The sequence below is a fragment of the Stenotrophomonas sp. STK17_22 genome, from assembly GCF_051983905.1.
Classification (GTDB): Bacteria; Pseudomonadota; Gammaproteobacteria; order Xanthomonadales; family Xanthomonadaceae; genus Stenotrophomonas; species Stenotrophomonas maltophilia_A.
In genome coordinates this window covers 3,290,194-3,309,149 of sequence record NZ_CP197010.1, presented here as the reverse complement: position 1 = coordinate 3,309,149, position 18,956 = coordinate 3,290,194, and the positions used below count along the sequence as shown (strand labels likewise).

General features: G+C 63.2%; 20 protein-coding genes and 1 tRNA gene. 15 read left to right on the top strand and 6 right to left on the bottom strand.

The annotated features are described in order from the left end of the window. Positions 1-48: 48 nt before the first annotated feature. Both pheA and aroA read left to right on the top strand, forming a co-directional pair. Complete coding sequence (gene pheA, locus ACSYS9_RS15530) at positions 49-1,248, top strand: prephenate dehydratase (protein WP_014037689.1); 1,200 nt, start codon at positions 49-51, stop codon at positions 1,246-1,248. A 76-nt stretch (positions 1,249-1,324) separates the two neighbouring features. Next, entirely contained in the window at positions 1,325-2,632 is a 1,308-nt protein-coding gene (gene aroA / locus ACSYS9_RS15525; RefSeq protein ID WP_071227503.1) for a 3-phosphoshikimate 1-carboxyvinyltransferase, read from the top strand. A gap of 234 nt (positions 2,633-2,866) precedes the next feature. On the opposite strand, the gene ACSYS9_RS15520 is transcribed toward aroA, so the two are convergent. Together ACSYS9_RS15520 and ACSYS9_RS15515 are read right to left on the bottom strand one after the other, a co-directional pair. Then, entirely contained in the window at positions 2,867-3,439 is a 573-nt protein-coding gene (locus ACSYS9_RS15520) for an energy transducer TonB (RefSeq protein ID WP_071227504.1), read from the bottom strand. Between the two features lie 119 nt (positions 3,440-3,558). After that, entirely contained in the window at positions 3,559-4,197 is a 639-nt protein-coding gene (locus ACSYS9_RS15515) for an energy transducer TonB (protein WP_071227505.1), read from the bottom strand. 113 nt (positions 4,198-4,310) lie between these two features. Here ACSYS9_RS15515 and serS point away from each other — a divergent pair, with 113 nt between their 5' ends. Next, positions 4,311-5,591 carry a serine--tRNA ligase gene (serS, locus tag ACSYS9_RS15510; protein ID WP_032129791.1) on the top strand — a complete coding sequence of 427 codons (1,281 nt, stop codon included), beginning with the start codon at positions 4,311-4,313 and terminating at the stop codon, positions 5,589-5,591. A gap of 216 nt (positions 5,592-5,807) precedes the next feature. Here the strand turns inward: serS and ACSYS9_RS15505 are convergent, their stop codons facing one another. Together ACSYS9_RS15505 and ACSYS9_RS15500 are read right to left on the bottom strand one after the other, a co-directional pair. Further along, complete coding sequence (locus ACSYS9_RS15505) at positions 5,808-6,158, bottom strand: ligand-binding protein SH3 (RefSeq protein ID WP_071227506.1); 351 nt, start codon at positions 6,156-6,158, stop codon at positions 5,808-5,810. Between the two features lie 222 nt (positions 6,159-6,380). Then, on the bottom strand, positions 6,381-6,968 hold the full coding sequence (locus ACSYS9_RS15500) for an FMN-dependent NADH-azoreductase (protein ID WP_071227507.1): 588 nt from the start codon (positions 6,966-6,968) through the stop codon (positions 6,381-6,383). A gap of 122 nt (positions 6,969-7,090) precedes the next feature. Between ACSYS9_RS15500 and ACSYS9_RS15495 the strand changes: the two genes are divergently transcribed. Continuing rightward, a complete protein-coding gene (locus ACSYS9_RS15495) occupies positions 7,091-8,083 on the top strand; it encodes a LysR family transcriptional regulator (RefSeq protein ID WP_005410175.1) in 993 nt (330 codons plus the stop codon). Between the two features lie 81 nt (positions 8,084-8,164). Here ACSYS9_RS15495 and ACSYS9_RS15490 read toward each other — a convergent pair whose 3' ends face one another. Then, positions 8,165-9,235 (bottom strand): DUF4241 domain-containing protein, encoded by a 1,071-nt coding sequence (locus tag ACSYS9_RS15490; protein WP_071227508.1) that lies wholly within the window; start codon positions 9,233-9,235, stop codon positions 8,165-8,167. A 124-nt stretch (positions 9,236-9,359) separates the two neighbouring features. Between ACSYS9_RS15490 and ACSYS9_RS15485 the strand changes: the two genes are divergently transcribed. The 11 genes from ACSYS9_RS15485 to ACSYS9_RS15435 all read left to right on the top strand — a co-directional run bounded on the left by ACSYS9_RS15485 (position 9,360) and on the right by ACSYS9_RS15435 (position 17,954). Then, positions 9,360-9,449, top strand: a tRNA-Ser gene (locus ACSYS9_RS15485). Between the two features lie 137 nt (positions 9,450-9,586). Next, entirely contained in the window at positions 9,587-11,056 is a 1,470-nt protein-coding gene (locus tag ACSYS9_RS15480) for a site-specific integrase (protein ID WP_071227509.1), read from the top strand. After that, positions 11,056-11,787, top strand: a complete 732-nt coding sequence (locus ACSYS9_RS15475; RefSeq protein WP_049430787.1) for a hypothetical protein — start codon at positions 11,056-11,058, stop codon at positions 11,785-11,787. The genes ACSYS9_RS15480 and ACSYS9_RS15475 overlap by 1 nt, the downstream gene beginning before the upstream one ends. A gap of 105 nt (positions 11,788-11,892) precedes the next feature. Continuing rightward, positions 11,893-12,246: a hypothetical protein gene (locus tag ACSYS9_RS15470; protein ID WP_049430786.1), complete on the top strand. Its 354-nt coding sequence runs from the start codon at positions 11,893-11,895 to the stop codon at positions 12,244-12,246. 108 nt (positions 12,247-12,354) lie between these two features. After that, positions 12,355-13,014, top strand: coding sequence for a DNA N-6-adenine-methyltransferase (locus ACSYS9_RS15465; protein ID WP_049430782.1), 660 nt, complete (start codon positions 12,355-12,357; stop codon positions 13,012-13,014). Next, positions 13,007-13,849, top strand: a complete 843-nt coding sequence (locus ACSYS9_RS15460; protein ID WP_049430779.1) for a hypothetical protein — start codon at positions 13,007-13,009, stop codon at positions 13,847-13,849. The genes ACSYS9_RS15465 and ACSYS9_RS15460 overlap by 8 nt, the downstream gene beginning before the upstream one ends. A 542-nt stretch (positions 13,850-14,391) precedes the next feature. Then, positions 14,392-14,652 (top strand): hypothetical protein, encoded by a 261-nt coding sequence (locus tag ACSYS9_RS15455; RefSeq protein ID WP_143048153.1) that lies wholly within the window; start codon positions 14,392-14,394, stop codon positions 14,650-14,652. Continuing rightward, positions 14,597-14,731, top strand: coding sequence for a ribbon-helix-helix protein, CopG family (locus ACSYS9_RS15450; protein ID WP_223224649.1), 135 nt, complete (start codon positions 14,597-14,599; stop codon positions 14,729-14,731). Before ACSYS9_RS15455 ends, ACSYS9_RS15450 begins: the two co-directional genes overlap by 56 nt. A 51-nt stretch (positions 14,732-14,782) precedes the next feature. After that, the gene (locus tag ACSYS9_RS15445; RefSeq protein WP_143048154.1) at positions 14,783-16,465 is read left to right on the top strand and encodes a DNA primase family protein; all 1,683 of its coding nucleotides are present in this window, start codon (positions 14,783-14,785) and stop codon (positions 16,463-16,465) included. After that, positions 16,462-16,860 (top strand): hypothetical protein, encoded by a 399-nt coding sequence (locus tag ACSYS9_RS15440; protein ID WP_071227510.1) that lies wholly within the window; start codon positions 16,462-16,464, stop codon positions 16,858-16,860. Before ACSYS9_RS15445 ends, ACSYS9_RS15440 begins: the two co-directional genes overlap by 4 nt. Positions 16,861-16,928: 68 nt before the next feature. Then, positions 16,929-17,954, top strand: a complete 1,026-nt coding sequence (locus ACSYS9_RS15435; RefSeq protein ID WP_071227511.1) for an ArdC family protein — start codon at positions 16,929-16,931, stop codon at positions 17,952-17,954. A gap of 74 nt (positions 17,955-18,028) precedes the next feature. On the opposite strand, the gene ACSYS9_RS15430 is transcribed toward ACSYS9_RS15435, so the two are convergent. Next, complete coding sequence (locus ACSYS9_RS15430) at positions 18,029-18,748, bottom strand: hypothetical protein (protein ID WP_071227512.1); 720 nt, start codon at positions 18,746-18,748, stop codon at positions 18,029-18,031. Positions 18,749-18,956 lie beyond the last annotated feature (208 nt).

The window sequence follows — 18,956 nt, the reverse complement described above, 5'->3', positions numbered from 1 at the left end:
ATGAACGGCGCGCACCGTCGGGTGCGGGCCCCGTAACAAGGAACTCCGATGGCAAGCAGCAAATCCAGCAAGAAGGCGCCAAAGAAGGCCGAACCGGCCAAGGACAGCGCGCCCACCAAGGCGAAGGGCAAGGCCAAGGCCGCGTCGAACCCGGCCCCCACCCTGGCGCCGCTGGCGCTGGCCGATGTGCGCTCGAAGATCGACCAGATCGACCGCGACATCCAGAGCCTGATCGCCGAGCGCGCGCGCTTCGCCCACCAGGTCGGCAAGGCCAAGGGCAAGCTTGCCGCCGCCGTCGACTACTACCGCCCCGAGCGCGAAGCGCAGGTGCTGCGCATGGTGGTGGACCGTAACGAAGGCCCGCTCAGCGATGAGCTGCTGGTGCACGTCTACCGCGAGATCATGTCGGCCTGCCTGGCCCAGCAGGAGCCGCTGAAGATCGGCTACCTCGGCCCGGAAGGCACCTTCAGCCAGCAGGCGGTGCTCAAGCACTTCGGCCGCTCGGCGCTGGGCCTGCCGATGGCCAGCATCGAAGAAGTGTTCCAGGAAGTGGAAGCGGGCAACGCCGATTTCGGCGTGGTGCCGGTGGAAAATTCGGGGCAGGGCACCATCCAGATCACCCTGGACATGTTCCTGACCTCCAACCTGAAGATCTGTGGCGAGGTGGAACTGCGCGTGCAGCAGTACCTGATGTCGCGCAGCGGCCGCATCGAGGACATCGAGCGCATCTACGCGCATCCGCAGTCGTTCATGCAGACCTCGGCGTGGCTGCGCGCCAACCTGCCGAAGGCCGAGAAGATTCCGGTATCCAGCAACGCCGAAGGTGCGCGCCGCGCCCGCAATGCCGACGATGCCGCCGCCATCGGTGGCGAGAGTGCCGGCCATGTTTACGGCCTGAAGAAGGTGGTCACCAAGCCGATCCAGAACGATGCCGACAACACCACCCGCTTCCTGGTGGTGGGCCGGAATATCTTCCCGACCTCCGGCCACGACCGCACCTCGGTGCTGGTGTTCATCCATGACAAGCCCGGTGCGCTGTTCGACGTGCTCAGTCCGTTCGCCCGCCACGGCATCAGCATGAACCGCATCGAGTCGCGGCCGTCGCACCACGGCAAGTGGGAATACGGCTTCTTCATCGACCTGGCCGGCCACATCGACGATGCGCCGATGCAGGCCGCGCTGGCCGAACTGGAAGCGCACTCGGCACAGATCAAGGTACTCGGCTCCTATCCGGTGGCCGTGCCCTGAGTGCTGCGGCGGCGGCCACGGCCGCCGCTCCCTGATGCATCGCCGGCGCTGCCGGCGTTTACGGAACGATCGAACGATGAGCAACGCGCAACACTGGATCGCCCGCAAGGGCCAGCCGCTGCAGGGCAGCCTGACCATTCCCGGCGACAAGTCGGTCTCGCACCGCTCGGTGATGTTCGCCGCGCTGGCCGATGGCACCTCGCATATCGAAGGTTTCCTGGAAGGCGAGGACACCCGCGCCACTGCGCGCATCTTCAGCCAGCTGGGCGTGCGCATCGAAACCCCCAGCCCGTCGCAGCGCATCGTGCACGGCGTCGGTATCGACGGCCTGAAGGCGCCGGATGCGCCGCTGGACTGCGGCAACGCCGGTACCGGCATGCGCCTGTTGGCCGGCCTGCTGGCGGGCCAGGCGTTCGACTGCACGCTGATCGGCGATGAGTCGCTGTCCGGCCGCCCGATGCGCCGCGTGACCGGCCCGCTGTCGCAGATGGGCGCGAAGATCGACACTGAAAGCGATGGCACGCCGCCGTTGCACGTGCATGGCGGCCAGTCGCTGCACGGCATCGACTTCGCCTCGCCGGTGGCCAGCGCGCAGATCAAGTCGGCGGTGCTGCTGGCCGGCCTGTACGCGCAGGGCGAAACCCAGGTGACCGAACCGCACCCGACCCGTGACTACACCGAGCGCATGCTGTCCGCGTTCGGCGTGGACATCGAATTCTCGCCCGGCAAGGCACGCCTGCGTGGTGGCCAGCGCTTGCGCGCTACTGACATCGTGGTGCCGGCCGACTTCTCCTCGGCCGCGTTCTATCTGGTGGCTGCCAGCATCATTCCCGGTTCCGAGCTGCGCCTGAAGCAGGTCGGCCTGAACCCGCGTCGCACCGGCCTGCTGCACGCGCTGCGCCTGATGGGGGCGGACATCACCGAAGAAAATCCGGCCGAGCAGGGCGGTGAACCGGTGGCGGATCTGGTGGTGCGCTACGCCCCGCTGAAGGGCGCACGCATTCCGGAAGCACTGGTGCCGGACATGATCGACGAGTTCCCGGCGCTGTTCGTGGCCGCTGCGGCCGCCGAAGGCCAGACCGTGGTCAGCGGGGCCGCCGAACTGCGGGTAAAGGAATCCGATCGTCTCGCCGCGATGGCGACCGGCCTGCGCGCGCTGGGCATGCAGGTGGACGAAACTGAAGACGGTGCCACCCTGCATGGTGGCGTGCGCCTGGGCAGCGGCACCATCGAAAGCCACGGCGACCACCGCATCGCCATGGCGTTCGCCATTGCCGGCCAGATCAGTGACGGCGAGGTGCGCATCAACGATATCGCCAACGTCGCCACGTCCTTCCCGGACTTCGACGGCCTGGCCCGCAGCGCCGGATTCAATCTGGCCTGAAAGGCCACGCCCGGCGGATGACGTAACCCGGTAGGTGCCAACTTTGGTTGGCACGCTCACATCACCCGGTAGGTGCCGACCTTGGTCGGCACGCTCACATCACTCGGTAGGTGCCGACCTTGGTCGGCACGCTCACATCACCCGGTAGGTGCCAACCTTGGTTGGCACGCCTTTCCGCATAAAAAGACGGAGGCCGAAGCCTCCGTCGAAACATCACGAACCCCTCGTCCGCGATCAACGCTGCTCGGTACGGAAATCCACCGGGACCCGCACCACGCTTGCTACTGCGCGGCCGTCATGCACCGCAGGCTGGAACTTCCAGTTCTGCACGGTGTTCAGCACCGCACGGTCCAGGTCGCGGCTGCGCTCGCCGCTGCGCGAAACGATCGCAGCGTTGGCGACATTGCCACGGGTATCAACATTCAGGCTGGCGATCACGCTGCCCTGCACGCCACTGCGCAGTGCGGCAGCGGGGTAGGTGGGCATGCGGTTGCTGGCCAGCGGGCGTGCTTCGCGATTACGCGCGACCGGTGCGGCCTTGTGCTGGCGGGAGGCCGGGGCAGCCTGGCGCGTTGCAGGTGCTGCTGCATCGGTCACCGCAGCCTGCTCAGCGGCGGGCAACATGCGCTCACCGACCGGCGCCGGCGCCACATCCTCCTGGTTGGAATGGCGCAGCCACAGCAGGGCGGCCGCAAACATCGCCACAATCAGCGCGATCCACATCCAGGGCGACGTGGGCTTGTGCTGCACGCTCGAATCCTGCTGCAGCTGCGGCGAATGAAGGTCTTCGTGGGTGGTGGCAGTCATCGCAAACTCCTTCCGTCAACTGACGACGTGGGAAGTGTTGCCCGAGCCATGGACGGGAAGTGTCAGCGCTGCGTCAACGCCACCGGCAGGGTTCAGTTTGCCTGCCGGGAAGCGTTCAGTTACTGCGTCTTGAAGTCGAACGGTACTTCAATGCTGCCGGGCACGGCCTGGCCATTGCTCTGCGCCGGGGTGAAACGCCAGCGGCGCACCGCGTCGGTGGCGGCACGGTCGAGGTCGCGTGAACCACTGCGCTGGATCACTGTGGTGTTGTTGGGATAGCCGGTGGCGTCCACGTCCACGCGTACCACCACGGTGCCGGTTTCGCCGGCGCGCAGGGCGGCGGCGGGGTACGACGGCGGCGGCGACTGGCCGGCAATCGGCATCGGCTGGCTGTTGCTGGTCGCAGCCGGCGCAGCGCCCGGGGCGGCCGGGGCCGGCTCGGCGATCGGGGCGGGTGGCGGCGGAGCGGTTTCGACCAGCTTCGGCGCTTCCTCCTCCACCGGTGCCGGCTTGGCGTCAGGCATGTCGCTGGAACCGGCTGCAGCGGCCAAGGGTTCCGGCAGGGGCTCGACCTGGGCGGTTTCCTGCGGGGTCTGTGCGGCCGGGTCGGCGCGGAAGAACTCCTTGTCACGGCCGGTCAGCCAGACCAGCACGAACAGCAGCACGCCCACGCCGAAGGCGATGCCGGCGATCTTCAGGGCGTTGCGCGGGATATGCACAGTGAACGACTTGGCGGACGACGAGCGGGGTGCAGACATGGACCGGACCAGTACGGAATAGCCCGATTCTGCCACGCCGGGAATGAACCGGGCGGCAGAAATCCGTATAACAAGCGATAATCCCATCCCTGATACCCACCACGACACCTGCCATGCTTGATCCAGCCCTGCTCCGCCACCAGCCCGCCGACCTCGCCGAACGCCTGCGCACCAGCCGCGGCTTCGAGCTCGACGTGTCTGCCCTGGAGTCCCTGGAGGCTGATCGCAAGCGCATCCAGGTGCGGACCCAGGAGCTGCAGAGCCTGCGCAACAGCCGTTCCAAGGCCATCGGCCAGGCCAAGGCCAAGGGCGAGGACGTCTCGGCCATCATGGCCGAGGTCGCTGCCTTCGCCGATGAGCTGAAGGCCTCGGAAGTGGCGCTGGACGAGCTGCGCGAGAAGATCGACGCCATCTCGATGGGCATTCCGAACCTGCCGGCCGATGACGTGCCGGCCGGTGCCGACGAGAACGACAACGTCGAGCAGGCGCGCTGGGGAACCCCGCGCCAGTTCGACTTCAAGGTGCTCGATCACGTCGAACTGGGCGCCCGCAACGGTTGGCTGGACGGCGAAACCGCCGCCAAGCTGTCCGGTTCGCGCTTCACCGTGCTGCGCGGCCCGATTGCGCGCCTGCACCGTGCGCTGGCGCAGTTCATGGTCGACCTGCACACCGGTGAGCACGGCTACGAGGAAACCAACGTGCCGCTGCTGGTCAACGCCGACTCGCTGCGCGGTACCAGCCAGCTGCCGAAGTTCGAGGACGACCTGTTCAAGACCGCCGTGGGCGATTCCACGCGCTACCTGATCCCGACCTCGGAAGTACCGCTGACCAACATCGTGCGCGATGAGATCGTCGATGCCGAACGCCTGCCGCTGCGCATGACCGCCCACTCGATGTGCTTCCGTGCCGAGGCCGGCAGCGGTGGCCGCGACGTGCGCGGCATGATCCGCCAGCACCAGTTCGAGAAGGTCGAGCTGGTCTCGATCAGCCGCCCGGAAGACAGCGATGCCGAACACCAGCGCATGACCCGCTGCGCCGAAGTGGTGCTGGAAAAGCTGGGCCTGCCGTACCGCAAGGTGCTGCTGTGCACCGGCGACATGGGCTTCTCGGCGGTGAAGACCTACGACCTGGAAGTCTGGCTGCCGTCGCAGGAGACCTACCGCGAGATCTCCTCGTGCTCGAACTGTGGTGACTTCCAGGCCCGCCGCATGCAGGCCCGCTGGCGCAACCCGGCCACCGGCAAGCCGGAGCTGGCGCACACGCTGAACGGCTCGGGCGTGGCGGTGGGCCGCGCGATGATCGCGGTGATGGAGAACTACCAGAACGCCGACGGCAGCATCACCGTGCCGGAGGCGCTGCGCCCGTACATGGGTGGCCTGGAAACCATCGGCTGATAGCCTGATGGGGTGGGTGCCATGCTTGCATGGCACTGCTCTGGCTCTGGTGGGTGCCATGCTTGCATGGCACTGCTGCGGCTCTGGTGGGTGCCATGCTTGCATGGCACTGCTGCGGCTCTGGTGGGTGCCATGCTTGCATGGCACCGTATCCACGCATGGCGTGGATCTACAATGCGGGCTACATCCACGCCATGCGTGGATGAACCACCGTGATCACTCCACAACCCGCACCTTCTCCAACGGCACCCAGCCCGGTTCGCCCGTCTCCGGCACGCACCACGCCCAGCCATTGAGCGTGCGCTCGCCACGCAGCAGCTGCCCGGGATCCACATCCAGTTCGCGCGCACAGTAGTCTTCCGTGGCAAATGCGCAACCCTGCGCGTCGCGGCCGATCACCGGCGCGGGCACGAATCCCGGCTGCTGGCCCTCTGCCTCGCACAGGAACCAGTCTTCCCAGCCTTCAGGCCCTTCATAACGTTCGCCCACCACCAGCGCCTGGCCACGGCGCAGGGTGATCGGGTGCGGAAATTCGCTGCGGTGTGCAGTGGTCACGATGTAGTTCATGGCCCCAGCCTAACGTTCTGGTGAGCGTCGCGCATGGCAGCGTATCCACGCGCACGTGCGGTAGAGCCACGCCATGCGTGGATGACGTAGCGCTCAGTCCATACGCCACAAAAAAACGGCCCCGCAAAGCGGGGCCGCCAGGGTGGGCCGGGATGGGGGAGGGGATCCCGGCCCGCGTTCAGCGCCCAGACGAGGAGAGAGCGGCGCCGAACGCTGGAACGCTTATGCAGCAGCGGCCGCGGCCGCTTCGTGCGACGGCAGCGCAGCCAGTGCGCCAGCAATGGCGTCTTCGCGGTGCTGCGGCGAGTAGGCGATGCCTTCGGCGCGTACGAACTCGACATCGTTGATGCCCCAGAAGGCAAACGTCTGGCGCAGGAAGGGCTCCTGGAAGTCCGCGGGCGAATCGGTGTAGATGCCGCCACGGCTGCTGGCGATGATCACCCGCTTGCCACCGGCCAGGCCGACCGGACCGTTCTCGGTGTACTTGAAGGTGCGCCCGGCCACGGCCACGCGGTCGATCCAGGCCTTCAGGGTGGACGGAATGCTGAAGTTGTACATCGGCGCGCCGATCACCACGATATCGGCCGAAAGGAACTGCTCGAGTACCTGTTCAGCATCGGCGGCTTCGGCAGCGTCGGTCCTGGCAAGCGATCCGCTGCGCAGATGCGGTACCGGATTGGCGTCAAGATCGCGATAATCAACCTGCAGGCCGTCGATCTGCTGCGTGAACTGGGCCACCACGGCGGCGGTCAGGTGGCGGGAGACGGAGTTGTCGCCAAGCACGCTGGCGTCGATGTGCAGAAGCTTCATGGCAGTACCTATGTTCGGGAGAGGTGGCGGGCTTGCCGCCGACGGAGAGAACGATAGGTTGTTGCAAAGGCGGGATAAAGGTGGTTGAATGCCACGTATTGTTCTAGATATGGAACTCGGGCATGCATGACCTGAATGATCTGTACTACTTCGCGATGGTGGTCGACCATGGCGGATTCGCCGCCGCCGAGCGCGCACTGGGTATCCCCAAGTCGCGCCTGAGCCGCCGCATCAGCCAGCTGGAAACCGACTTGGGCGTTCGCCTGCTGCAGCGCTCCACGCGTCGTTTCGCCGTCACCGATGTCGGCACCAGCGTGCACCGCCACGCGCAGACGATGCTGGCCGAGGCACAGGCCGCACGCGAAGTGGTGGACCGCCTCAGCGCGGAACCGCGCGGCGTGGTGCGCGCCAGCGTGCCGGTATCGCTGGCGCAGATGCAGCTGCCCAAGCTGCTGCCCAAGTTCCTTGAGCAGTACCCGAAGGTGCGCCTGCAGTTGAACATCAGCAACCGCCGCGTGGACATCATCAACGAAGGCTACGACGTGGCCCTGCGCGTGCGCTCGCGCCTGGACGACGATGGCAGCCTGGTGATGCGCAGCTTCGGACAGGTGCAGGAACTGCTGGTGGCCAGCCCGAAGTACCTGGATCGCGCCGGCCGGCCGAAGGATCCTGAAGAGCTGACCCAGCACGTCACCCTCAGCATCAGCGAAGACGAGGCCCGCCAGCGCTGGGAGCTGCACGGCCCGGAAGGCGAAGTGCGCCGGGTCGACCTGCAGCCGCGCGTGGCCGGTTTCGACTTCCCGCTGCTGCAGAGCATGGTGAAGGACGGTTTCGGCATCACCATGCTGCCGGAAACCGTGTGCGCCGATGCCGTGCGCAACGGCGAACTGGAAGTGGTGCTGCCGGACTGGTCGCTGCCGCAGGGCGTGTGCCATGCCGTGTTCGCCTCGCGCCGCGGCCTGCTGCCGGCGGTGCGCGTGTTCATCGACTTCCTGGCCGAGCACCTGCCGCCGCAGCTGGAGGCCTCGCGCCTGGATTGCGGTGGCGCCTGTGAAAAGGCCAAGGAGCGGATCAAGGCCAGTGCGCTGGGCGCGTTGGCGGTGGATGCGGGCTGAGGCACCTGGCCGCAACCGCACCGCCAATCTGTGAAACGGTAGCGCCGGGCCATGCCCGGCGTTGCTGCTTTCCGGCCCCGGTCACTTCCGGCCGAACAGCCGGTCCCAGAAGCTGCGCCGCGGCGGTGCGGCTGGCCTGGGCTCGGCAATGACCGGTGCTTCCAGCACCGCCATCAGTTCCGCGCTGCGTGGCTTCTTCAGGAAGCGCGCGTAATCCAGATAGCTTGTCACCTTGCTCATGTGCAGGCGCTCGGGCATTGCGGGCAACGGTCCGCCCTGCAGCAGCACCTGCAGTGCCTGTGGGCGGTCCAGGCGGATCGCCTCGAACAGGGCGGTGCCGCCGCAACCGGGTTCGATCTGGTTGGCGCGTTGTGGCGCATCCTTCAACAGCTCTCGCAGCGCATCCGGGTCGTCGCGGTCCACGGCGGCAACCAGCCGTGCCAGCGCTTCAGCTTCTTCGGGTGGAAGACTGTCGCGATAGGCCTGGTCGGCGATCTCGCGCTCGTCGCGCCCGTCACCGCCCTGGATGCACAGGAAGTCGGTGACCAGGGCGACCGGAATGCCGGAGGTATCCAGCGCCCAGTAGCTCGGATAGACGCCGTCGCCCCAGCCGCTGGTGAATACGATCAGGCCGTGTGGAGAGTCCTCGCCCCAGGGGCGGTACTCGGCGCCTTCATCCAGGCCGTCATGGTCGATCAGCGCATCCGACCATTCGCTGTCTTCGTCGCCATCGGTCTGTTCGATCAGGGCCAGCAGTGCCTGCTGAGTGTTGGTATCCATGAAGCAGCCGATGCCGGCGTCGACCGGATAGCCAATGAAACTGTCCTCATCCAGGCCGGTCAGGTCCTGCGTGGTCCAGCGTGCCATCTGCCAGTGCAGGGCAGACGCAGTGAGGGCTTCGCGGGGCTTGAACCAGACCACGGCCAGCGCCGGGCGGCCGCTGTGCACGATGATTTCGACCGGATGTCGGCCTAGGGGGGCGGTGTAGTCGGCCAGCGCGGGCGCCTCGGCCTGGACCAGCGGATCGCAGACCACCAGATGCCCAGTGCTGACCGGCAGGTGCCCGGCGAACGTGCGGTGCAGGGCCACTGCGGCCAGCTGGGTGTCGTCCAGCAGGGTGGTGCGCAGGTTGGCCAGATCGAGGTGGGCCATGGGGGCTCCGATTGCAGTGAAGGCCCCACCGTGCCGGATGCGAAGGGCGGGGGCAAGGGTGGTCTTGGGCAAATGCCCTTCACGTGCGAGAATACGCCGCTGCCCGGGCGACCGGGACCCGATTGGAGAGATGGCCGAGCGGTTTAAGGCACCGGTCTTGAAAACCGGCGAAGGGTTAAACCTTCCGTGGGTTCGAATCCCACTCTCTCCGCCAATCCTTAGTAAGTGTTTGTTTTTAAACAACATTTTTTAGGGTCTTGAAGGGCGGCTTGGGGCACAAATCGGGGCACAACTCCGATGCGATTACCAAGCTATCTCACTCGCTCTTCCACTGGTCGTTACCAGTTTCGCATGCGCGTTCCGACGGACATGCGCGGCATCCTCGGCAAACCCTTCGTCAAGCATCCCCTAGGCATCCACCTGCATAGCGCAAGGGTGGCTGCCTTGGCCATCGCACAGCGTTATGCTCAAGCATTCGATGCCATCAGGGATGGGTGCATGACCAAGAAGGGACTCACGGTTGAGGATGTTCTGCGCAGCGTCGCGGAGAACGGCTCCCGGCGTTATGAAATTGACTTGCCGGGCTTCCGTCTTCGGACCACGGATGCGGCCGACCATGCTCGAGCAATGGAGGCGCTGGAAGAAATCGGCAAGTTCCACTTCCGTGATGCGGGGGCAGTTCCGGCGGCAGCTGGGCCCAAACTGTTGGAATCAGTGGCGGCGCAGCCCCTGCCAGCTGAGACGATCAGCCTGATCGATGCGAAGCGAATCTGGCAGGACAAAGTCGCCGCCGAGGACATTGAGGTCAAAACGGTCGGCATCAAACTGCTTCCCGTGACAGAGCTGATCGAGTTCTTGGGCGCCGAGCGCGAGCTGCACACCATCACGCGGCCTGAGATGGCCCGCTTCTACGACCATTTGGCCAAGCGCGGTTTAACGCGTTCTACGCTCAACAATCGCCAGAGCTACCTCGCAGGAAAGAGAGGATTCTTCACTTGGGCAATGGCTTCAGGCTATGTGCTAAAGGGAGACAACGTCGCCGCAGGTCACGTCAGCGTTTCGATGGCCGAGAAGCGCAAGCGTAGAAAATTTGGCTTCCAGGCCTTTACCTTGGACCAGGTCCATCAACTCTTCGCACCCGATAGCTTCAGGCAGCTTTCAACGGGAGCGCGCTGGGCGGCTTTGTTGGGCCTGTATACGGGAGCCCGGGCGGGTGAGGTGGGGCAGCTGTTCACCCTCGACGTCAAGGAGGAGGAGGGGATCCCGTGCATACGGTTTACCGATGAGGGGGAGGATCAGCGGTTGAAGACCGATGTTTCCAATCGGGTCGTCCCGTTGCATCCCGACCTGATCAAGCTCGGTTTCTTGGACTACGTCGCCGAACGAAGGGAGAGCGGGGACTGGCGATTGTTTCCGCAGGCTGACAGTAAGGCGAAGAATGGTGCGGGGAACTGGATATCGAAGGCGTTCAGCTACTACCTCCAAAAGCACAGTGGTGGGTGGCCGAAAGCGAAGCGTGGTTTCCATAGTCTCCGAAAGACCGTGATTCAGGAGATGCAGGGCAGCGGTGTGGCCTCTGAGATGCGAGCCCAAATCGTCGGCCACGAATTGGACGACGAACACCACGCGACTTACAGCAGGCCCTTTACGGTGAGTGAGAAGCTCAACGGTGCCGGAGGAACGCCAGCTTTGGGTGTCCTAAATTACGGAATCGACCTGGAGGCGCTGCGCACCCTGCCGGCACGCAAGGTCGGGCGGCGCAGCAGCAATACCTCTGCACGCCCTACGAAGGTCAGTGGTAAGGGGAGGGAGCGAAACTAATGGCCCTCACTGCCGCTGATGCTTACCGCCGAGCCATCGATCGCTTTCTCGGCAAACTCTCTGGCTCCGAAAGCGTGGGCCAGATGGAGAAGAAGGTTGCAGACCATTTGCGCCTAGCGAAGCAGCGCCCCACGGTGGACGTGGAGCTGAGCTTCAATGAGGCCGCCGGGGTGTTGGCGATCAGCACGGCCCAGTTGCAACACCTCTTGAAGGAACACCCCCCAACGGGGACGCTGTTCACGGTGAAGGGAACTCGCAAGCGCTCGACCACCCTTGTCCCGTTGATGGCCTGGGCAGCCGAGCTCAAGGCTAAGGGCCTGTGGAAGCCGTTGAGCGAACGGGGCGTTGCGGTCGACACCCTCCTAACTGCAGAACTGCCGTTTCTGGTGGCCAAAGGGTCCAAGGCTAAGCAGTTCTTCCTGGAGCCACTGACTGACCAACCGATCACCGGTGCGCTAATTCGCCGGCTCCAAGCATTGGGCGCGCAGATCGGGCTTGGGATTCGGGTCTGCACGCTGGCCGAGGCATTCGCCCAGCCTTGGCAGAACCCTGACGTAAAGCGCCAGTGGGTGGACGCATTCAACAACGCAGCCCAAGCCCAGGCCAGCCGTCTGCGAGACCTGGCGCAGCAGCTCGACGCCTCGCGAGCTAGGGTGATCGAACAAGCGCTGGACGAACGCCTGCAGCCAACGCCTCCAAAGATGCCCGACAAGCGCAATGGGCGAATGTAACGGCCGCTAACGGATATTGGAGGCCTCCAATATCCGTATCGATGGAAGCTCTCAGTTCGGATGATTACTCCAACGCCTCGGTGGTCGGGGCGATGGAGCAAGCCGATGGGCCTCGATATGTATGCGGTCAAGACCCGCACTGATGTGCGAGATCGCACTCAAGAACTATTTTTCTACTGGCGAAAGCATCCAAACCTTCACGGGTGGATGTGCAAGTTGCACAGTGCTAGGACGGGGCAGGTTGATCCCTTCGACTTCAACCAAGTTCCCGTATTCCTTGGATTGGACGATCTTGATGCGTTGGAACTGGCTGTCCTGAACGATGATTTGCCTTATACCCAAGGCTTCTTCTTCGGTGAATCGGATGCCGATCGAGCTGAAGAAGATCTGGACTTCATTGCGCAGGCCCGCGCACTGATCAACGAGGGTTGGAACGTGTTCTACGACTCTTGGTGGTAACCCGCCGTCAGTAGCGCCTCTCGGGCTAGTTCAAGCCCAACTCCCAAAACCCATTCCTTCAACGCGGCAACGCAGCCGTGCTGGCGGAGCATTGCCTGGAGAATCCTCATGCAGCCCAAGTCCAACGTTCTGCCGTTCAACGCAGCAACCCGCTCCAAGCGCCTTCTGGCACAGAAACCCACCCGGCTCACCTCCGTTTGCTACAAGGCAAGCGACAAGGCCCACACGAGCGTGGATTGGTATACCCCGCCTGCCATCGTCAAGGCGCTCGGGGGCAAGCGCGGCTTTGACCTCGACCCTTGCACGCCCGAAGACCCGTCGCGGCTGCCGGCGCCCACGGCCCGCCGGATGATCCCGCCGAGTCAGGACGGCTTGGCTACGCCGTGGCCCAAGCAGGCATTCGTGTGGATGAATCCGCCTTACGGAAAAGGGATTGAGAAGTGGTTGAGCAAGCTGGCCAACCACCCCGGCGGCGGTATCGCCCTGGTACCGGTCAGCATGGAGACGGGATGGATGCACGACTGCGTGCTTTCCCACCCCAGCGCGACGGCGATTCTGTTCACCCGTGGGAGGCTGAGGTTTGTGCGTCCAGACGGAACCACCGGCACGGCAGCGCCGTCGGGATCGTTGGTGGTGGCTTACGGCAAGCGCGCCGCCGGTCACCTTCAGCAAGCGCAGGCAAGCGGTGTGTTGCGCGGGAAGTTCTTTGCCATCCAGCGGGTGGCGCAGGTGGCCACTGCGAACCAGGGGAGTGCGAACGATGAGTAACCAAACCAAGGCAGCCCTCCATATCCTGCAGAGGATGAGCGATATGGAAGGCAGGATTGAGGGTCGCGATGGCCCAGTCAATGTTGCGAAGGCATGGGAGGAACGCGAACTTCAAAAGAAGGCGCAGGCTTACAAGCGGCTGGTGAAGGCCGTCAACTGTATTCCTGCCCTCTCGCCTCGCGAACGCATGTCCAAATTCGTGGCATACGGTCTTAGGGCGGCCGTTCACAAGCAGCTGGAAAAGCGCAAGAACGGGGTGGGGGTATCGGTCTTGCCTTGGATGGACGTGGGCCTGCTCAGCGACGTGGATCTTGAAGACGGGGATTGGGGGGCAGAGGTGGCCGACGCCTACATCGCCGCCATCGAAAGCGCTGAGCCGTTTGAGTGCATCCTGGGGTGGGTGTTCAACGAGCTGGCGGGATCGGGTCAGAAGAAAAGGGATTGCCAGGACTTCACCCCGTGGGCCCTTGCTCGGGGCGCGATGAGGTTTCTTCCCAGGGGTTTGGGCGATGGGTGTCAGGAACCGCTGTTCAACGATTTCACCTGCGGTGCTGGAACGCTGCTTCTGGCCCGTGTCCATGCCCTTCTTTGGAGCCAATCCAACGATCCGGACGCGTTGATGGACCTGGTGGTGTCGGCCAACGACAGGGATCCGCTCTGCGCTGCAATGACCGCTCTCCAGCTGTTGATCAATCAGTTGGTCTGGGAGCGCCCCATCGGAGCCGTTCACGTGGAATGCAAAGACATCATCGCTCAGCGTCACCTGTTGGTGCCGGTGTTTGCGTCGGAGTGTCGCGAGGATTGCCCCTTCGAACTCGTGCGGGACGATTTGTAGCAAGCAAATGGTTGCGGATAGGGGCAGTGTCCCAGTCAAAGCTGCCGTGCGGTTCGCCCAGGGCTCAACCCTTGCCGGGTGCCAGTGACGGTTAACGCCGGTGGTGCCCACCCGGGCCTATCGCTATCGCGCCGAAGGCGGAGTTATTCACTTCCAAACGGGCTTTTAGATTTTAGAAGCCGGCGCGAAGCGACCGGCAGCTGCGTGCGGGTGTGCGGAAATTTCTTTGTCATCCGCGAGTGAAGCCGATGGCGAAGAGTGATCTTCTCGGAGACGTAACAAGCACCCGTTACACCCGTCACAAGTGCTTGTTACGGCAGTTTGTCCAATGGATTCAATGGCTTTGCAGAGTCGAAGGCGCGTGTAACGGGTGTAACGGGTGGGTAGGTATTACTTGCAGCTGCATCAGAGATTTTGGCGTCAAGGCCAATCACTTTTTTCAAACCAATGGATCTACTTGTTACACCTGTTACACCCGTGACAACCCTTGTCTGGTCAGGGTTTCAGCCGTAACAAGGGGTGTAACAAGCACCTGTTACACCTTGGCTGAAAAGCGTGAATTGCCTCTCGTTTATGCAAAAAATGCTGTTGAAGCAACAGATATTGGTTTTAGTCAAGAAGTCGGTCTGGACAAGTTCGTGAGCTCTGTTTGGATGGGGTTGTGGCCACAACGGGACCACATCAACCAGGAAACGAGCAATGACGAACTCCCCCACATCGAAGAAGGCGACGCAACCGCGAGACGAAATGCTGAAGGCGCGGGTGAGTCGAGCGTTCAAGCGGCGGCTTCAAGCGGCGGCTGATGCCCAGGGCAAGACTTCATCGGAAGCCATGCGTCAAGCGCTGGTGGAATGGATGAGTCGCGTCCAGCAGGCCGCGTAATCAACAAAAAACCCCGGCGCCAACCGGGGTTCGAAAATGGACATCACACACATGAACGATACAACACCAACCTCGGGTGTCAACGGGCGCCCCAGCAACGTCCTTTCCTTCCGTGGGAGTGCGGCCCCCAAGGCGGCTTTTGGAGCACCAGCGCCTAAGGCAACCTTGAGCGATCAAGCATTCGAGGCCGATTTTGCCGATCACCTGAAAGCGACGGAGGAGTATGCGATCGGCGGCAAGTTGCCGGATGGCGACGACGACTGCAGCTTCTTCCGCTGGCTTCCTGAGCAGGGCTACTGGGACCGTTGCTCGGAGAAGGACATGGCAGCCAAGGCGCTTTCCTGGCTTCGATTGGAGCGCAAGGACAAGGCGAACGCAGGTCATGCAACCAGCTGCATCAACACAGCGGTGCTTGAGCTGATGGGGGATCGGAAATGCTGGTTGCCCAAGAAGTCCGATCGCAGGGCCATCGTTCCCCTCAAGGGGGGCTACCTTGAGATCGTCAAGCCTGACGAGCCGCGTTGCGCTCGCGCAGCGGCGGATGGGGAAGAGGTCGTTGATCAGGACGTTTTCTCTGCGACCTATGGACAGGCTTTGGGCCCGCGGCAAGCACTCCTGTTTCAAAACGACGAGACGCCGTCTAGGACGCGCATTCGGGTCCTGGCGGCCACCAAGGAGCATGGAATCACTTACCAGGTCCCTGCCACGCTGCGGATGGACCAGGTTGACGGCGATGGCTACTACACTCCCAAGCCGCTGGATCCCAACTCGAAGTTCGGTCAATACCTGGATCTCTTTCAGCCCGACCTGGAGGTGCGTGCACTCCTTCAGGAGGCGGTGGCCAGCTCGTTGATGTCGATCTGCTTTGAGAAGGCCTTCTTCCTGGTTGGGTCGGGCAGCAATGGCAAATCCACGTTCCTCCACATCCTGCGCGCCCTTCACCCCCGCAACGTGTCGCTGCGTCTGGAGAAGTTGGACGGAACCTTCGCCATGGCCCCGCTGGTGGGCAAGAGCGCCTACATTGTCACGGAGACGCCAAAGGTCCTTGCCGCATCCATCCAGGAAGTCCTGAAAGCGCTCATTTCCCGTGACCCGATCCAAGTCGAGGCCAAGCGCAAAGACGCATACACCACGCTCCCGATCGGCACCCTGTTCGCCAGCGTCAACGCCTGGTTCACGGTTTCCGGGCATGAGCACGGGTTCTGGCGAAAGGTCCTGGCCATCCCCTTCAATGTTCGGATGGGCGAGAAGACCCACGACGACGCGAAGGGTGGAAATGGAAAGAAGCGTGAGCCTGACTTCCACCTTCAGATCACCGAAAGCGAGGAGGAAATGGCCCAGGTGCTGGACTGGGTGCTGGAAGGAGCGCTGCGCCTCATGGAGCGTGGCGGGTTTTCCGAGAAGCTGCCCGACGCCGTGCTGGCGCTGGCCGAGCAAAACCGAATGGAATCGGACACGACCATGGCCTACATGGCGGACCGCGACGCTTCCTACGACAGCGGTGTTTGCACCGACAAGACGGCCATTTACGCCGACTACCGCCAATACGTGTTGGAAGAACTGGGCAAGAAGCCTGTCAACGCGGAGGACTTCTGGAAGCGCGTTCGCGAGAAGTTCCCCGAGGCCGGCATCTACCAAATCTCCCATGGGGGCAAGAAGCCACGTGTGGCCGAGATTCGGATTGCTGGCATCAAGCCGCTGCGGGACATGGCAGATTTGGAAACGCCTGTGTGAGCCAGTTCCACAACAACCGTTTTGCGGTTGGCTGGCTTGTAGAGAGGCTGGGGCTCAATGCCGTCAACCGCAGGCGGAAGCAGTGGTCCCATTTCTCATCCAGCCCTAGAGGCGCCCTGTCAGCAGGTGAGGTCGTGGCGGGGGCTTGCCAAATCCTTATCCTGTCGCATGCTGACACCATGACCCCTTCCGATGCCTTTGTAGACGACAGCATGGACCGCCAGGACGCCCTGGCGGCCTCCCTCCGTTTCACCGTGCACCGAACCCCCGAGGGCATCCGGGTGCAGCTCCAGGAGGGCGACACAGACCCCGGCACCGGTTTGGCCATCGGCCGGGCCTTGGCGTTGCTGGAGAACTTGTTGGAGCAGGGACGCGCCGTCACCATTCACGATTGAAGTTTCCAGCCTAACCCCCTTGGCGTTGCCGACAGGCGCCTTTCCTTGCCTTTCAGGAGAGCCTGTCCGTGTCCGATGCCACCCCCAACGAAAGCTTCCTTCAGCGCCACTCCCGCGACGTCGTCGAACGCCTGATTCGGCAAATGGAGGAGGGCACCGGTCCCTTCCTCAAGCCGTGGGACGCCCGAGTGGACCTCGGGTTGCCGATGAACCCGACTACCGGCAAAAACTACCGGGGCGGTAACTTGCTCCACCTGTGGGCCCTTCAGAGCGCCTGGGACACCCAGGACAACCGGTGGATGACTTACAAGCAAGCCGCGGCCGTGGGCGCTCAGGTTCGCAAAGGCGAGAAAGCCAGCGTTATCGAATACTGGGATTGGTCCCCGGTCGAAGAGGCAAAGAAGAGCGGGGACCCAGAGCTCATCGCCAAGGCCCACCCCAAGGTCTTCTTCCCCCGGGTGTTCAACGCGATGCAGATCGATGGGTTGCCGGCGTTGGTCCTGCCACCCCCGCGCGCAGAGCCCGATATCCATCAGGCCTGCGAAGCGGTGCTCAAGGGCAGCGGGGCTGAGATCCACCACGACGGGGGCAACCAGGCGTTCTACCGGCCGATGACGGACAGCATCCATTTGCCCCAGCGCAACACCTTTCACTCGGCCAGCGGTTACTACGCCACCGCGTTGCACGAACTGGGCCACTGGACCGGCTTTCCCACCCGCCTCAACCGCGATCAGAAGGGGGCCTTTGGGAGCATCGACTACGCCAAGGAAGAACTGGTCGCGGAGGTGTCGTCAATGCTGATGGGCGAACGCCTGGGCATTGGCCACGATCCAACCCAGCACGCGGCTTACGTGAAGTCCTGGATCCAAATCCTCCGAGACGATCCCCGGGAGCTCTTCCGAGCCGCGGCGGCGGCCGAGCGGGTGGTGGAGTTCCTGAAGGTGCCCGAGTTGGTTCGCGAGCCGCTCCAGAAGGTTGAGCAGGAGCGGCAGTCAGTGGCGGCCAATCTGCAGGAGGTCGAAAAACATGCCGCCAACGACCAGCCGCGACCGCGCTTCAAGGCAAGAGGGGGGCGTCTGAACCTGGCAGTTTGACCCGCGAACAAGCGACTGAACGCGCACCCGCCTGTCGGGAGGAAGGGTGCGCGACAGTGGCTGACAAATTCTGGTTACTTATTCTTCGACAGCACGTCCATACGCAGGAGCATTTGCTTGAGAACGTCGATGACGGAAACCTCGTCAGCATCCTTGGCCGGAGTCAATGCAAGTGCCCAGTTGCGGACCGAAGGGCTCAAGTCCTCTCCGAGTTCCACCACCAAGTCCTGAAGGTCATCCAACGGCAGATAGGCCGTCGCAGCCAGGATCTCATCGAGCTTTCCCGACAAGTTTTCTTCGTGTGCTTTCCGAAGGTCTCGCGCGGTGGCTCGGCGCTTTCTAAGCTCGGCGGCGTGCTCTACCTTGATCTCTTCAATCTTTGCTTTCGCTGATTTGCTCTTCTTGCGAACGGCGCCGCGAACAATGTCGCGCACCAGCTTGGCGTCGTGCGTGTCTGTGAGACTGGCAATCAGTGTGTCACTCTTAACGCGCGCCGGTCGGTAGATACGGACCTTGCTGACCTCATCCCCCAGCACTCGCTGCGTCCACTTTTCCATCGTCTCCTTTGCCTTCTTTTGACCGGTTAGAGGCGACGGAACGTTCTTGAGGCGTGGTTTACCTTCGAAGTCCACCAGCAGGCCATAAGTCTTGAGGATGCGGTGGCTGTAGGTCGTGTCGGACATCCAATTTCCCCCTGTGAGTGATCCTGCAATTTTGCCACTTTCGTAGACGGTTTGGCAGGTTGAGGGAGAGCGTTCCCACATCATCACAGGTTGAATGTCGATCAGGAACATTGCACGACAGGAGAGCTTGCCGGTTTCAGATTCCTTGCCAGACGCGGAGGGGGAGAGAGAAAGGGGAAGAAATGGCCAGTCTGATCTACGTGCAGTAACAGCAATTCCGATCCGTGCGCTGCCTCATTTTTGTCGCTTTTCCGTCAATTTAATGACGCGGACTGCAGTTTGTGTAACCGCGCTCCGAAGCCCCCCTTGCGCATTCCCA

Excerpts from the sequence above, each read along its gene's own strand:
- pheA (WP_014037689.1), top strand. The coding sequence starts at position 49 with ATGGCAAGCAGCAAATCCAGCAAGAAGGCGCCAAAGAAGGCCGAACCG.
- aroA (WP_071227503.1), top strand. The coding sequence starts at position 1,325 with ATGAGCAACGCGCAACACTGGATCGCCCGCAAGGGCCAGCCGCTGCAG.
- ACSYS9_RS15520 (WP_071227504.1), bottom strand. The coding sequence starts at position 3,439 with ATGACTGCCACCACCCACGAAGACCTTCATTCGCCGCAGCTGCAGCAG.
- ACSYS9_RS15515 (WP_071227505.1), bottom strand. The coding sequence starts at position 4,197 with ATGTCTGCACCCCGCTCGTCGTCCGCCAAGTCGTTCACTGTGCATATC.
- serS (WP_032129791.1), top strand. The coding sequence starts at position 4,311 with ATGCTTGATCCAGCCCTGCTCCGCCACCAGCCCGCCGACCTCGCCGAA.
- ACSYS9_RS15505 (WP_071227506.1), bottom strand. The coding sequence starts at position 6,158 with ATGAACTACATCGTGACCACTGCACACCGCAGCGAATTTCCGCACCCG.
- ACSYS9_RS15500 (WP_071227507.1), bottom strand. The coding sequence starts at position 6,968 with ATGAAGCTTCTGCACATCGACGCCAGCGTGCTTGGCGACAACTCCGTC.
- ACSYS9_RS15495 (WP_005410175.1), top strand. The coding sequence starts at position 7,091 with ATGCATGACCTGAATGATCTGTACTACTTCGCGATGGTGGTCGACCAT.
- ACSYS9_RS15490 (WP_071227508.1), bottom strand. The coding sequence starts at position 9,235 with ATGGCCCACCTCGATCTGGCCAACCTGCGCACCACCCTGCTGGACGAC.
- ACSYS9_RS15480 (WP_071227509.1), top strand. The coding sequence starts at position 9,587 with ATGCGCGTTCCGACGGACATGCGCGGCATCCTCGGCAAACCCTTCGTC.
- ACSYS9_RS15475 (WP_049430787.1), top strand. The coding sequence starts at position 11,056 with ATGGCCCTCACTGCCGCTGATGCTTACCGCCGAGCCATCGATCGCTTT.
- ACSYS9_RS15470 (WP_049430786.1), top strand. The coding sequence starts at position 11,893 with ATGGGCCTCGATATGTATGCGGTCAAGACCCGCACTGATGTGCGAGAT.
- ACSYS9_RS15465 (WP_049430782.1), top strand. The coding sequence starts at position 12,355 with ATGCAGCCCAAGTCCAACGTTCTGCCGTTCAACGCAGCAACCCGCTCC.
- ACSYS9_RS15460 (WP_049430779.1), top strand. The coding sequence starts at position 13,007 with ATGAGTAACCAAACCAAGGCAGCCCTCCATATCCTGCAGAGGATGAGC.
- ACSYS9_RS15450 (WP_223224649.1), top strand. The coding sequence starts at position 14,597 with ATGCTGAAGGCGCGGGTGAGTCGAGCGTTCAAGCGGCGGCTTCAAGCG.
- ACSYS9_RS15445 (WP_143048154.1), top strand. The coding sequence starts at position 14,783 with ATGAACGATACAACACCAACCTCGGGTGTCAACGGGCGCCCCAGCAAC.
- ACSYS9_RS15430 (WP_071227512.1), bottom strand. The coding sequence starts at position 18,748 with ATGTTCCTGATCGACATTCAACCTGTGATGATGTGGGAACGCTCTCCC.